Below are 13539 nucleotides of genomic sequence, written 5' to 3'. Positions count from 1 at the left end.
GCGGCTCGCCTGTCAGGGACAAGGACATGAACAACATGCAGACCGGTTCTACGCTACAGGATGACAGAACTGGTGATTCCGCGCTCGGCGGATTGGGCGCGCAGGCGCGCGGCGCATCCGGCGGGCTGCTGCCCCAGATATGGATGCATGAGGGCGCAAACCGGGTCGAACAGGTGCTGGCGCGTCTTCTCTGCGCCGAGCATGACGGTGAGACCGAGCTGATGGCGGCGATGCGCTACGCCACCTTGCATGGCGGGAAGCGCACCCGCGCCTTGCTCTGTCTGGCTGCCGGCACACTGGCCGACGCGCCGGCGCACATGCTCGATCACGTCGGCGCCGCCATCGAGATGATGCACGCCTGCACCCTGGTCCACGACGATCTGCCCGCGATGGACGACGACGTGCTTCGCCGCGGCCTTCCGACCGTGCACGTCAAGTTCGGCGAAGCTACTGCGATCCTGGTCGGCGATGCCCTGCAGGCGCACGCCTTCCTGACCTTGGCGAGCCTGGATGCGCCGGGCGACAACCGTATCGCGCTCGTGCGCGAACTGGCGCGGGCGGTGTCAGCCGAGGGTGCCGCAGGCGGGCAGGCCATGGATCTGTCTCTGGTGGGAAAGCACGTCGAGCTGGACAGGATCGTGGCGATGCACCGGATGAAGAGCGGAGCGCTAGTGCGCGCGTCCGTTCGCATGGGCGCCCTATGCGCTCTCGCGGAGAATGCCGCGCACGCTGCGCTGTACTGTGCGCTCGATCACTACAGCGCCTGTTTCGGCCTGGCGTTGCAGGTGATCGACGACATTCTCGACGTGACAGCGGATACCGCGACGCTGGGCAAGACCCCTGGCAAGGACGCGGCGGCGCAGAAGCCGACCTGCGCGTCGATCATGGGACTGCAGGCAGCACGCCAGTTCGCGCTGGATCTGTTGCGCGATGCCGGGGAGGCCATCGCGCCGCTGGGGCCGCGTGCGGAACGGTTGGCGCAACTCCTACAGCGGGCCAACGCGTATCTGTTCAAGCACGCGCCATGCGCATGAGCGCGCCCGTCCGCCCCCGTGCCACTGCGATCGACCGGCGACAGAGGTACATGCTGCACTGTGTCCGAGTCGCGGTGCCGGTCGCAGCGGTTGCCCGCCCCGGCGCACGCGGCGCCCCGCGCGCAAGCCTGCGCGGCGGACCGGCGCCAGCATCGGGGACCTCGCCGCGCCGGAGCAGGGCGGCCATCCGGCGCTGCCTATGCGACGAGCTTGCGGCGACATGCGCGGCGTCTGCCCGATCCCGGTTCTCTTCAACCGTCTGCATAAGGAACATCCAGCGTGAACGCGCTGTCCGAACAGATCCTTTCCGAATTGCGCGGCCTGCTGAGCGAAATGAGCGATGGCGGCAGCGTCGGTCCGTCTGTCTACGACACGGCGCGGGCGCTGCGCTTCCACGGCAACGTCACCGGTCGGCAGGACGCATACGCGTGGCTCGTCGCGCAGCAACAGGCCGACGGCGGATGGGGAAGCGCGGACTTCTCGCTGTTCCGCCATGCGCCCACGTTGGCAGCGTTACTGGCATTGCAGCGTGCCGATCCTCTTCCCGGTGCTGCCGACGCAGTCCAGGCTGCAACCCGGTTCCTCCAGCGCCAGCCCGATCCCTACGCGCATGCGGTGCCGGAAGACGCGCCGATCGGCGCGGAGCTGATCCTGCCGCAGCTTTGCGGTGAAGCCGCATCCTTACTGGGTGGCGCAGCGTTTCCGCGCCATCCAGCGCTGTTGCCGTTGCGGCAAGCGTGCCTAGTCAAGCTGGGGGCGGTGGCGATGTTGCCGAGCGGTCATCCGTTGCTGCACTCCTGGGAAGCCTGGGGGACGTCGCCGACGACCGCATGCCCGGATGACGAGGGCAGCATCGGCATCAGTCCGGCGGCCACCGCCGCGTGGCGTGCGTACGCCGTGACGCGGGGAAGCACGCCGCAGGTCGGGCGCGCCGATGCGTATCTCCAAATGGCATCGCGGGCGACGCGCAGCGGCATCGAAGGCGTCGTTCCCAACGTGTGGCCGATCAACGTGTTCGAGCCATGCTGGTCGCTGTACACCCTGCATCTGGCCGGGCTGTTCGCGCATCCCGCGCTCGCCGAGCCGGTCCGCGTGATTGTCGCGCAGCTCGACGCCCGCCTGAGCGTGCGCGGTCTGGGCCCGGCCTTGCATTTCGCGGCTGATGCGGACGACACCGCCGTTGCGTTATGCGTCCTGCACCTGGCAGGCCGCGACGCGGCGGTCGATGCGTTGCGCCATTTTGAAATCGGCGAGCTGTTCGTCACCTTCCCCGGCGAGCGCAATGCTTCGGTGTCGACCAACATCCACGCCCTGCATGCGTTGCGACTGTTGGGAAAGCCCGCCGCCGGCACCAGCGCCTACGTCGAGGCCAATCGCAACCCGCACGGTCTATGGGACAACGAAAAATGGCACGTTTCGTGGCTGTATCCCACCGCGCATGCGGTCGCTGCGCTGGCGCAAGGCAAGCCTCAGTGGCGGGACGAGCGCGCGCTGGCGTCGCTGCTGCAGGCGCAGCGCGGCGACGGCGGCTGGGGCGCCGGTCGCGCGTCCACATTCGAGGAAACCGCCTATGCGTTGTTCGCGTTACGCGTGATGGACGAGAGCGAAGAGACCACAGGGCGCCGGCGCATCGCGCAGGTGGTGGCGCGTGCGCTGGAGTGGATGCTCGCCCGCCATGAGGCGCATGCATTGCCGAAAACGCCGTTGTGGATCGGAAAGGAACTGTATTGCCCCACTCGGGTCGTGCGCGTGGCCGAACTCGCAGGGTTGTGGCTGGCGCTTCGTTGGGGGCGGCGCGTCCTAGCCGAGGGAGCAGGAGCGGCGCCATGATCCAGCCAGAACGCGCGCTGCATCAGGTGCTGGAGTGGGGGCGTTCCCTGACCGGGTTCGCTGACGAGCATGCCGTGGAAGCGGTCAACGGCGGCCAGTACATTCTGCAGCGTATCCGCCCGAGCCTGCGCGACATCAGCGTCCGCACCGGTCGCGATGCGCAGGACGAAACACTGATCTTGGCGTTCTATCGCGAACTGGCGCTGCTGTTCTGGCTCGACGATTGTAACGACCTTGGCCTGATCTTGCCGGAGCAGCTCGCCGCGGTGGAGCAGGCGCTGGGGCAGGGCGAGCCGTGCGCGCTCCCCGGATTCGAGGGCTGCGCTGTGCTGCGCGCTTCGCTGGCCGCGCTCGCCTACGATCGTCGCGACTATGCTCAGCTTCTCGAGGCTACCCGGCGCTACTGCGCGGCGCTGCGCGCCGGACACGCGCAGGCGGCAGGGCGGGAACGCTGGTCCTACGCCGAGTACCTGCACAACGGCATCGATTCAATAGCCTACGCGAACGTGTTCTGTTGCCTGTCGTTGCTGTGGGGGCTGGACATGGCGACCTTGCGCGCGCGTCCGGCGTTTCGCCAGGTCCTGCGGCTCATCTCCGCGATAGGACGCCTGCAGAACGATCTGCACGGACGCGACAAGGACACGTCGGCCGGCGAGGCCGACAACGCGGCGATCCTGCTGCTGCAGCGCTATCCAGCTATGCCTGTGGTGGAGTTCCTCAACGACGAGCTGGCCGGCTATACGCGCATGCTGCATCGGGTGATGGCTGAAGAGCGCTTCCCGGCGCCGTGGGGATCGTTGATCGAGGCCATGGAGGCCATCCCTGCGCAGTACTACCAGACCTCGGCCAGCCGGTACCGCAGCGACTCTGCGGGGGAGGCCAGCGTTCGCCGGCCTGAACGCCCGGGAGGCGGCGGCGTGCGCGCGCTGCCGCGGTCCGATCCGACGCAACGCCGTCGCCCTGCGACGGATGGAGTGAGCATGAGCGACACCGCCCTGAGCCGGCGCAAGGATGACCATCTGGACATCGTGCCGGATCGGCGACACGATTCGAACGTGTGACCTTTGCCTTCGGAGGACAACGCTCTATCCAGCTGAGCTACGGGTGCAGCGTGGCTGGACATAACCACGGCGTTCGATGCGCTTCCGTTTCCCTTTGGAAACCAATCCGTTACACCAAATGATAATAGCACACTTAGGTAAGCCTTCAAACAGGCGCGCTCGCGATACCGTGCAAGAGTGCGTGGCGTGTCACAGTTGCCTGTGACAGAACTGTGCCAAGCGGTACGAACATGTGCCTGAGCACGCGGTCCTTGTGCTCGCGAGAGAGCAAGGCGGCCACAGTTTGGCTCGAATGGCGCTCCCTAGGGAAAGGACCGAATGCCTCAGCATGGCTCTGAAATCAGCGCAAATCAGGCTCTCTGCGGCGGGGTTGCACGTCTCGCTACCACCAACAAGGGTTTCGAACAGATTGCGGCGCTGGAGCGCTGGCCGAAAGCAGCACAGTGAACGGCATCATGGATTAAGCCGAAGTTATTGGGCGCGGTATGGCGGCGGGCTGAGGTGGAGAGAAAATGGTCGGCTGAGCTGAGTTTTGATTGACCTTATCGACCTTGAAGTCAGCCTCACCAGCGTCGATACCAGCCTTTGCTCTTTCGTAAGCCCGCCGAGGAATCTGTGGGCTTTTCGTGTTGAGGTCTGCCTTGCGGTCAATCAGGTCGCGGAGTTTCGCGCCGAGGACGACCTCCGATTTCTCAAGCCAGCAGTCCACAGACCAAAAGACGCGAGCCTCATTATTGAGCCGGTCAAATGCATGGGCGGCGGCAAGGTGAGCAGCTTCACGCTTGTTCGGATTAAGGAAGGTGATGATACCAGAGAGCACCGCGATGGCGATGGAAATGCAGCCGGCTGCAAGCGCAATCTCTGGGCTCTGTTTTGCGAACTGAGCAAACGATGCGGCACCGACCAGGGTGGAGAGGATAGTTGTCGGCAGCCCCAACCATAAATGCGCTGACGCCCACGCTGCGGCGGCGTTGTGATGGCCCTTAGACGAGCAAAGGGTTGTTTCCTCTAGGCGCTTTGCTTCGTCCACGATCTGCGGCCGCGCTTGGGACGGGGGAAGCTCGCCGGTAGTGGGTTGGAGTGATTTAGCCATAGGCGGGGAAATGGTTAGGGAGGAGGTGTCTCCAGATTTCGATTGCTTGGCGCACTTGGCCACGGTTCGCGTACTGCTCGGCCGCCGCGGCCATGTTGAACGCGCCCTGAAACTTTTGAGATGCCTCACCGAGAGTCGCTTGGGTGATGTAACGACCGATGTCGTCGCCGTACCCTGCAAGGTCGGGGTTCTTCCCTCTCACAAGGGTTGCGGCCTTCTGGAAGAAAAACCTCAGCCCCGAAGGGAAGTCGGTAATGATAACGCCTTTCAGGGCTTCAAGGGCGAGGACTTCGAGATGGAAGGAGCGAAAGAATGAGCCGTGGGCCTTGTTCCAGCTCTTAATCATCTTGATGAGCGGGACCAGATTGCCGCTATGCGCTTTGTTGGCTTCGCTGAAAATCTCGACGTGCTTTTTTGGGTCGGTCTCAAGCCAGAAGTTGTTCACCGAATTGGCGATGATGTAACCGCCGCCGTTTCGGTGGAAGCCAATCACCACGTCCACCACAAAATCGGAAAACCGGATGGTCACCGCCTGGCCGTTGCGGCTGATGTCAGGGGTCGTCGTGTAGGTTCCAGGTCGTCGATTGGCCCTTCGAGCCTGATGGTCCGAAGGTTCGCAGGGGAAGCGCGGGGACGCCTCATGAGCGCTTGTTGACCTTCATGGGCAACCGGGCTCCGGGGCGCACGTCGATGACGGTGGTTGCGCGTGAGCTTGGGCTCAAATCGAGCGCCAAGAAGGACCTGCAGAAGAACCTTCGCAATGAGAACCACAGGACCACATTGGCCCTTAAGACGATGGGCATTACCTACGTTGCCAGCAGGGGCAGGGGTGGAAAGAGCGAACTCGTGAAGGCGGCGTAGCCGCTCGCGCAAGACAAAGGCCGCACCCAAGGTATCTCATTCGGAGCCCTGCGGTGCGGCCCTTTTCCCTGGACTGTGCATTCCCACGACCGCGCAGAGCCCAATAGCACGGGCGGCATCCGTCTATGCGCATTTTTGGTACTGCGGTCTGATCCGATGTACAGTATCGTTTGGGTCGGGATGCAGGCCATGCCTCAGAAACCACCAAGCCGGGTCGAGCGCAGGTTATCGGCGATACTGGCCGCCGATGTGGCTGGTTATTCGCGACTTATGCACCACGACGAAGAAGCTACCCACGCCAAACTGAGTGCTCTCCTGACAGAGGTTGTCCATCCGGCAATCGCCGAACACGGCGGCCGCATCGTAAAGAACACGGGGGACGGGTTATTGGCAGAGTTTCCGAGCGCGGTCGAAGCGGTTCGGGCTGCGATGAAATTCCAGACCCGCATCAAGGACATTACAGCAGGCGAGGTAGAGGACAGGCGAATTGCTTTCCGTGTCGGCGTCAATATCGGCGACGTGATTGTCGAGCCTCATGACATCTTTGGAGATGACGTAAATATTGCTGCGAGGCTTGAGGGGATTGCCGAACCCGGTGGCATCTGCGTATCGTCGTTGGTGTACGCGCATGTTCGGGGCAAGGTGGCTATCGAGTTCGCTGATCTGGGCGAGCAGACCCTCAAAAACATCCCCCACGCCATCCGGGCCTATGCCATGGTCCAGGGAGCAACCAGCCCAGCTACAAACGACGCAAGGTCGGGCTCGCTTTCACCACCTCGTCTTTCCATCGTTGTACTGCCCTTCGCCAACCTCAGCGGCGATCCGGAGCAGGACTATTTCGTGGATGGCGTGACCGAGAGTTTGACCACTGATCTGTCGCGCATCAAAGGCTCATTCGTGATCGGCAGACACACCGCATTCACTTACAAGGGCAAAGCGCTCGACCTCAAGAAGATCGGGCGCGAGTTGAACATCCGCTACGCGCTCGAAGGTTCGGTGCAGCGCAGCGAAAACCAGCTCCGGGTGAACGTTCAGCTTGTCGATGCCGAAACGGGTGCTCACCTTTGGGCCGACCGTTTTGACAAGCCGATTTCTGATCTCTTCGAGATGCAAGATGAAATCGTATCGAGACTGGCCAACGCGCTGAATGCTCAACTCATCGCCGCTGAGGCAAGGCGAGCGGAACGCTCATTGCACCCAAGCGCACTAGACCTGTATTTCCAGGGGATGGCCCGTTGGAACAAGGGTTGGACCCCTGCCCACCTGGCGCAGGCAGGAAGTTTCTTCGAACGTGCCTTAGAGCTTGATCCCGACAATGTCGAGGCGCTGGTAGGCATCGCAGCTATCGATATAGCAAACGCTGGCATTAATTTCACCGACAACCCTGACGCGCTTTATGCCGCGGCTGAAACGGCCTTGAATAAGGCTTTATCCTTGGCCCCACAGTACGCCCTTGCTCACGCGTTTCTGGGGTGCGTCTTGTTCTGTACCAAGCGCGGGACGGAAGGCATCGCGGAATGCGAGCACGCGTTGGCTTTAAATCCGAATTTGGCGGAAGCCCATGCTTTCATCGGTGTCGCCAAATATTTTATCGGGCGCGCCGAAGAAACAGAGGCACACATATACGAAGCGATACGCTTGTCTCCTCGCGACGAAGGTGCACATCGATGGATGTTTTGGGTCGGTTTCAGCAAATTGATGCTCGGAGCGGATGCCGAAGCAGTTGTATGGTTTCGTCGAAGTCTGAATGATAACTCAAACTTTCCAATAGCATATTTCGAACTCGCCGCTGCGCTCGCACATCTCGGGAAACTGGATGAGGCGCGAGGTGCCGTCAAAAAGGGACTTGCGCTGAATCCAACTTTCACCATCCGTCGCCTGAAAGCCATTCCATTTAGCGACGATTCGACGTTTCGCGAGCAGGGCAGGCGCGTCATTCATGGGATGCGTATGGCCGGGGTGCCCGAAGGGTGATATCAGAGGTGGGTAAAAGGCGGACTTGGGGGACTGGACGGCCTCGTCTCGTGCATCAGCCGACACCGCCTAGCTTTTGGTAGAGCCGACTTGCCTGCGCGGTCATCGGGGTGCCTTGGCACCGCGTGTATCGCGTGTATCGTCCCTAAAGTCTTATTCCAGCCAGCTTGAGGAGATTCGCGGTTTCAATTGGCTTCGCCTTCAATGAGCCAAGCGAAGACTTTTCCTTCCTGATGCACGGGATGGGATAGCCCGGAGAAGCTTGCCTCAGAGCGCTGGCTAAGCTTCACGACCGTTGCCGCGGACGCTTCAAATGCTCCGATAGCGGGCTCAAGCGGCATGTCCTTGTAGCTGTAGCCTGCAATGACGATTGCTTTGGCCCCGGCAAAGTTCGATTTGCTGAGCCTAAGACCGTCGGTCAGGGCGCTGCGATGCTGACGATATGGCGAAAGGATCTCCGTCAGCGCCTTGTCGTTCGGCTTACCGCCTTCAGTCCTCAGCGCCAGCAATTTCCATTCCATGAACAGCGTTCCTTCGGATGTTGCGAGCCGCGCGGCGCACTTCTGCCGCATATCCGTGGAGTACGGCACCGCCGCCCCCAACTCGCGATACCAGGCTGGGTCGGATCGGCGAGCCTCGTCCAGCAAGGCGGCTAGGCCGAGTAGGCCGCACAGAAGTCCATGCCATGAGGTATTGTTGCGCTTTCTTTTGGCTTTGGCGCCGACTTCGATGCGTTGAAGACGCGACCGTCGGAGCTCGAGACGCAAAACAGCCGCACGCTTGCTTGGTTGCGGTGATGCTCGGCTTGACTTCGATCTTAGTGCGAGGAACCTGCGGTCTCGCCAGCGAGTTGCGCCACGAGCCAATCTGCAAAGGCTCGTACCGCAGATCTCTGTCGGCTGGCGCGCGGGTAGATCAGGCGATGGCCGACGTAGCGGATATTGTTGGCGCGCACTGCCAGCGGCGCAACTAGTCGCCCGCTCGCCAGCTCGCGTTCGGCCAGGAGCGTTGATTCCAACGCTACTCCCAATCCCTCCGCAGCCGTTGCGATTGCCAGAAAGCTGCGATCGAACCTCATGCCGTGGAGCGCAGGTGATTCCAATCCGTTCGCCGTGAACCACTGGTGCCACTGAACCTGCTTCACGTCGGAACGGATGAGCGTTTGATCGAGGAGATCGGCAGCTTTCCTGATTGATTTTGCAAGCGCGGGGGAGCAGAGCGGGGTGACCGTCTCTTCCGGCAGAGGAACGACCTCGACACCTTCCGCTCGAGGCGGACCGTAGACGATGTCGATATCAAAATCATCGTTGCTGAAACGCGCATAGTCCGTGCTGGCAGCCAGCCGCACCTCGAGCTTCGGATAAGCGGCCAGAAACTGTGCAAGCCGCGGTGCCAGCCATTGCGCGGCAAAGCTGGGGGCTGAGTGGACGCGCACCAATTGCGGACCGCGCGCAGCGACTTCCTCGAGACCGCGGCGGAGCTGATCGAACGCCGCTCCCGTGTGGCGCATCAGATTTTCGCCGGCTGGCGTGAGCCGAACTGATCGCGCACTGCGCTCGAACAGAACGGTCCGAAGCGTGTCCTCCAGCTTGCGGATGGCATGACTGACCGCACTCGGCGTCAGGTGAAGCTCATTCGCCGCATCGCGAAACGATCCGGTGCGAGCAGCGGCCTCAAAGGCGCGAATTGCCGATATCGGGACATTCGACAGCATTCCATAAGTGAACCAGATTCATCGATCCGTGACAACTGTGCGCTTGTCCGTTGCGCCTCCGCGGTTCATTTGTCTTGCCAAGGAAAAACAATTTCGCGGGAGGAACTGATGCTGCTCAGCGGTAAGACGGCCATCATTTCGGGCGCGGCCTCGCCGCGCGGCATCGGGCTGGCCACGGCCCGGCGGTTCGCCGCCGAGGGCGCTCGGGTCGCCATTCTCGACATCGACGCCGCCGCGGCAGCGGATGCTGCGGCTTCGCTCGGAAAATCGCACATCGGGCTGGGTTGCGACGTCGCCGACAAGCCGTCCTGCGAGCAGGCGGTCGCCCGCGCGGTCGAGGCCTTCGGCGGCATCGATATCCTGATCAACAATGCGGGCATCACCCAACCGGTCAAGTTCCTCGATATCTCGCCGGCTGATTGGGATCGCATTCAGGACGTCAATCTGAAGGGCATTCTGTTCCTCTCCCAGGCTGTGATCCCGCATATGCGCGCGCGGAAGTCCGGATCCATCGCCTGCATGTCGTCGGTCTCGGCGCAGCGCGGCGGTGGAATCTTCGGCGGCCCGCATTATTCGGCGGCGAAGGCCGGTGTGCTGGGTCTCGCCAAGGCGATGGCCCGCGAGTTCGGCCCGGACGGCATCCGCGTCAACTGCGTCACGCCCGGCCTGATCGGCACCGATATCACCGCCGGCAAGCTGACCGACGAGATGAGGGCGAAGATCCTGGAAGGCATTCCGCTCAATCGTCTCGGCACCGCAGAAGACGTTGCCGGCATCTACACCTTCCTGGCCTCGGATCTATCCACCTACGTCACCGGTGCCGTGATCGACGTCAACGGCGGGATGCTTATCCACTGAGACAGCGAGACAAGGTCGAGATCGATGGAAACGCCTGTAAACACGCTGACCAACACCCCCAAGCTGGCGGACCGCGCCTACAACATTCGCCGCAACGCGCTGCGCATGGGCGAAGTCCAGGGTCAGGGCTATATCGCGCAGGCGCTAGACATTTCCGACGTTCTCGCCGTGGCCTACTTCCACGCGATGCGCTACCGGCCTGAAGATCCGTCCTGGGAGGAGCGCGATCGCTTCCTTCTCTCGAACGGGCATTATGCGATCGCGCTGTATGCGGCGTTGATCGAGGCCGGGATTGTCCCCGAAGATGAGCTCGAAACATACGGCAGCGACGAGAGCCGTCTGCCGATGTCGGGCATGGCGTCCTATACGCCCGGCATGGAAATGTCGGGTGGATCGCTCGGACTGGGCCTCAGCATCGCCGTCGGCATGGGGCTCGGCCTCAAGCGCAAGAAATCCGGAGCCCGGGTCTACACGTTGTTCTCCGATGGCGAACTCGACGAAGGCTCGGTCTGGGAAGCCATCCAGTCGGCTGGCCATTACAAGCTCGACAATCTCATCGGCATCGTCGACGTCAACAATCAGCAGGCGGACGGGTCTTCGAACCAGGTGATGGCTTTCGAGCCGCTGGTCGAGAAGCTCGAGGCGTTCGGCTGGTTCGTACAGCGCATCGACGGCAACGATCTCGATGCGGTGGTTGCCGCGTTCGATGCCGCCAAGTCCCATCCCGAGCCCAAGCCGCGAATGATCGTTGCCGACACGCTGATGGGCAAGGGCGTTCCCTTCCTCGAGCAGCGCGAAAAGAACCATTTCATCCGCGTCGAGCAGCACGAATGGCAGCTCGCGCTGGCCGCGCTGGAAGCCGGGAGGCAGGCATGAAGACCGTCAGATCAGCGCCCCTACCGGGCAAGCCGCGCCTGACCACCTCGGCCATGATCGCCTCGATCGCGGCCGAGGGACAGAAAACGAAGCCGGCGCCCTTTGGCCATGCGCTGGTCGAGCTCGCTCGCAGCCGTCCCGATGTGGTCGGCATGACGGCCGATCTCGGCAAATACACCGACCTGCACATCTTTGCGAAGGAATTCCCGGACCGCTATTACCAGATGGGCATGGCCGAGCAGCTGCTGTTCGGCGCGGCCTCAGGCCTTGCCGCCGAAGGCTTCATGCCGTTCGCGACCACCTACGCGGTGTTTGCATCGCGGCGCGCTTACGACTTCATCCACCAGACCATCGCGGAGGAAGACCGCAACGTGAAGATCGTCTGCGCGTTGCCCGGCTTGACCTCCGGCTATGGCCCGAGCCATCAGGCCGCCGAAGATCTCGCGCTGTTCCGCGCCATGCCCAACATGACGGTCGTCGATCCCTGCGATGCCCATGAAATCGAGCAACTGGTGCCCGCCATCGCGGCGCATCGCGGGCCGGTCTACATGCGCCTGCTGCGTGGCCAGGTCCCGGTCGTGCTGGACGAATATGACTACAAGTTCGAACTCGGAAACGCCAAGCTGATCCGTGACGGGAAAGACGTCCTGGTCATCTCATCCGGCATCATGACCATGCGCGCCCTCGAGGCCGTGCAAAGCCTGAAGAACGACCGCATCGATGCTGCGGTGCTGCATGTTCCAACCATCAAGCCGCTCGATGCGGAGACGATCTTGCGTGAAGCCGGCAAGCCCGGCCGCCTTGTCGTCGTTGCCGAAAACCACACGACGATCGGCGGTCTCGGCGAGGCGGTCGCGGCGGTCCTGATGCGCTCGGGCGTCCATCCGCGTTTCCGCCAGATTGCATTGCCGGACGAGTTTCTTGACGCCGGCGCACTGCCGACGCTGCACGACCGCTACGGGATCTCGACCGCAGAGGTCGCGAGGCAGATCATACACTGGCTTTAGCGTACCTACGCTAAGCGCGACCAGACCAAACCAGTCGAGGAGCTGCGCCCGCCGCATGTTGCGGCGACGGGTGATGGCTCTTGTCCACATGCCGGCGGCCGAGAGCCGGTGAACGAACAGACCGCAACGCTGCAGGCCCTCTGGGGCCGATGCAGCCGGCACCATTCTCAAATATTGGTTCAGGAGGAAAATATGCCTGTCGCGAAGTCCGCAAGCATCAGCCGCCGTTCGCTCTTGATGGCGGCCACGGCCGTACCTCTCTGCGGGATTTTGACCCGCCCGGCATCCGCCGCTGAGTTCGTCTACAAGTTCGCGACCGGACAGGACCCGACGCATCCGGTGAATATCAGGGCGCAGGAAGCGATCGACCGCATCAAGGAAGCGACCAGCGGCCGCCTGGAGATCAGGCTGTTCCCGGCCAACCAGCTCGGCTCGGACACCGAGCTCTTGACGCAGGTTCGCAGCGGCGGCGTCGAGTTCTTCAACCAGTCGTCCTCGATCCTCGCCACGCTGGTGCCGAGCGCCGGAATCGTGAATACCGGCTTCGCCTTCGCCGACTACGACAGCGTCTGGAAGGCTATGGACGGCGATCTCGGCACCTACATCCGGGCGCAGATCGCCAAGACGCCGATCATGGCGGTCTCGAAGGCCTGGGACAACGGCTTCCGTCAGGTGACGTCCTCCGGCCGCGAAATCCGCACGCCGGACGACCTGAAGAATTTCCAGATCCGCGTTCCCCCCGCGCCGCTGCTGACCTCGCTGTTCAAGGCGCTCGGCGCCGGGCCGACCCCGATCAACTTCAACGAGGTCTATTCCGCGCTGCAGACCAAGGTCGTCGACGGCCAGGAGAATCCGTTGCCCATCATCGCGACGGCGCGGCTTTACGAAGTGCAGAACACGTGCAGCCTGACCGGTCACGTCTGGGACGGCTATTGGATTCTCGGCAACAAGCGCGCTTTCGAGCGTCTCCCCAAGGACGTGCAGGAGATCGTCACTCGCGAGCTCGACCGCTCCGCCATCGATCAGCGCGCCGATATCGCAAAGCTCAGCCGGTCTCTGCGTAACGATCTCTCCGCCAAGAGCCTCAAGTTCGTCGACGTCGATCGTGCCGCTTTCCGCCAGGCGCTGTCCAAGACCAGCTTCTATTCGGACTGGAAGGGCAAATTCGGCGAGGAGGCGTGGTCGCAACTCGAAAAAGCGGCGGGCCAGCTATCATGACCAGCATGAGCCA

At 62.6% G+C, this 13539-nt stretch carries 12 protein-coding genes, 1 tRNA gene and 1 pseudogene; 9 read left to right on the top strand and 5 right to left on the bottom strand.

The features are described from left to right. The first annotated feature begins 35 nt into the window (after nt 1–35). The 3 genes and pseudogenes from MTR72_RS03065 (at nt 36) to MTR72_RS03055 (ending at nt 3762) form a co-directional block, all read left to right on the top strand. Nucleotides 36–1034: a polyprenyl synthetase family protein gene (locus MTR72_RS03065; protein WP_280971096.1), complete on the top strand. Its 999-nt coding sequence runs from the start codon at nt 36–38 to the stop codon at nt 1032–1034. A 279-nt stretch (nt 1035–1313) separates the two neighbouring features. Further along, entirely contained in the window at nt 1314–2864 is a 1551-nt protein-coding gene (locus MTR72_RS03060; protein ID WP_280966266.1) for a hypothetical protein, read from the top strand. Continuing rightward, nucleotides 2861–3762 (top strand): annotated as a pseudogene (locus MTR72_RS03055) (terpene synthase family protein). Before MTR72_RS03060 ends, MTR72_RS03055 begins: the two are co-directional and overlap by 4 nt. Before the next feature lie 137 nt (nt 3763–3899). On the opposite strand, the gene MTR72_RS03050 reads toward MTR72_RS03055, so the two are convergent. The 3 genes from MTR72_RS03050 to MTR72_RS03040 form a co-directional block, all read right to left on the bottom strand. Beyond that, a tRNA-Arg gene (locus MTR72_RS03050) sits at nt 3900–3967 on the bottom strand. A 418-nt stretch (nt 3968–4385) separates the two neighbouring features. After that, a complete protein-coding gene (locus MTR72_RS03045) occupies nt 4386–4955 on the bottom strand; it encodes an SLATT domain-containing protein (protein ID WP_280966265.1) in 570 nt (189 codons plus the stop codon). Nucleotides 4956–5010: 55 nt separating this feature from the next. Beyond that, on the bottom strand, nt 5011–5547 hold the full coding sequence (locus MTR72_RS03040; RefSeq protein ID WP_341510071.1) for a hypothetical protein: 537 nt from the start codon (nt 5545–5547) through the stop codon (nt 5011–5013). A 122-nt stretch (nt 5548–5669) separates the two neighbouring features. Between MTR72_RS03040 and MTR72_RS03035 the strand changes: the two genes are divergently transcribed. Together MTR72_RS03035 and MTR72_RS03030 are read left to right on the top strand one after the other, a co-directional pair. Continuing rightward, nucleotides 5670–5879: a hypothetical protein gene (locus tag MTR72_RS03035; protein WP_341510070.1), complete on the top strand. Its 210-nt coding sequence runs from the start codon at nt 5670–5672 to the stop codon at nt 5877–5879. Between the two features lie 189 nt (nt 5880–6068). Then, nucleotides 6069–7853: an adenylate/guanylate cyclase domain-containing protein gene (locus tag MTR72_RS03030; protein WP_341510069.1), complete on the top strand. Its 1785-nt coding sequence runs from the start codon at nt 6069–6071 to the stop codon at nt 7851–7853. 185 nt (nt 7854–8038) lie between these two features. Here the strand turns inward: MTR72_RS03030 and MTR72_RS03025 are convergent, their stop codons facing one another. Together MTR72_RS03025 and MTR72_RS03020 are read right to left on the bottom strand one after the other, a co-directional pair. Beyond that, on the bottom strand, nt 8039–8374 hold the full coding sequence (locus MTR72_RS03025) for a hypothetical protein (protein WP_341510068.1): 336 nt from the start codon (nt 8372–8374) through the stop codon (nt 8039–8041). A gap of 296 nt (nt 8375–8670) precedes the next feature. Next, the gene (locus MTR72_RS03020) at nt 8671–9567 is read right to left on the bottom strand and encodes a LysR substrate-binding domain-containing protein (protein ID WP_341510067.1); all 897 of its coding nucleotides are present in this window, start codon (nt 9565–9567) and stop codon (nt 8671–8673) included. A 108-nt stretch (nt 9568–9675) separates the two neighbouring features. On the opposite strand from MTR72_RS03020, the gene MTR72_RS03015 reads away from it, so the two are divergent. The 4 genes from MTR72_RS03015 (at nt 9676) to MTR72_RS03000 (ending at nt 13526) form a co-directional block, all read left to right on the top strand. Further along, nucleotides 9676–10425 (top strand): SDR family NAD(P)-dependent oxidoreductase, encoded by a 750-nt coding sequence (locus MTR72_RS03015; RefSeq protein WP_341510066.1) that lies wholly within the window; start codon nt 9676–9678, stop codon nt 10423–10425. Nucleotides 10426–10449: 24 nt separating this feature from the next. Continuing rightward, nucleotides 10450–11301, top strand: coding sequence for a transketolase (locus MTR72_RS03010; protein WP_341510065.1), 852 nt, complete (start codon nt 10450–10452; stop codon nt 11299–11301). Beyond that, nucleotides 11298–12308: a transketolase family protein gene (locus MTR72_RS03005; RefSeq protein ID WP_341510064.1), complete on the top strand. Its 1011-nt coding sequence runs from the start codon at nt 11298–11300 to the stop codon at nt 12306–12308. Before MTR72_RS03010 ends, MTR72_RS03005 begins: the two co-directional genes overlap by 4 nt. A gap of 192 nt (nt 12309–12500) precedes the next feature. Continuing rightward, nucleotides 12501–13526, top strand: a complete 1026-nt coding sequence (locus MTR72_RS03000; RefSeq protein WP_280966257.1) for a TRAP transporter substrate-binding protein — start codon at nt 12501–12503, stop codon at nt 13524–13526. Nucleotides 13527–13539 lie beyond the last annotated feature (13 nt).

The sequence above is a fragment of the Bradyrhizobium sp. ISRA442 genome, assembly GCF_038085055.1.
GTDB lineage: Bacteria > Pseudomonadota > Alphaproteobacteria > Rhizobiales > Xanthobacteraceae > Bradyrhizobium.
This window is presented reverse-complemented; position numbering and strand designations above follow the sequence as displayed.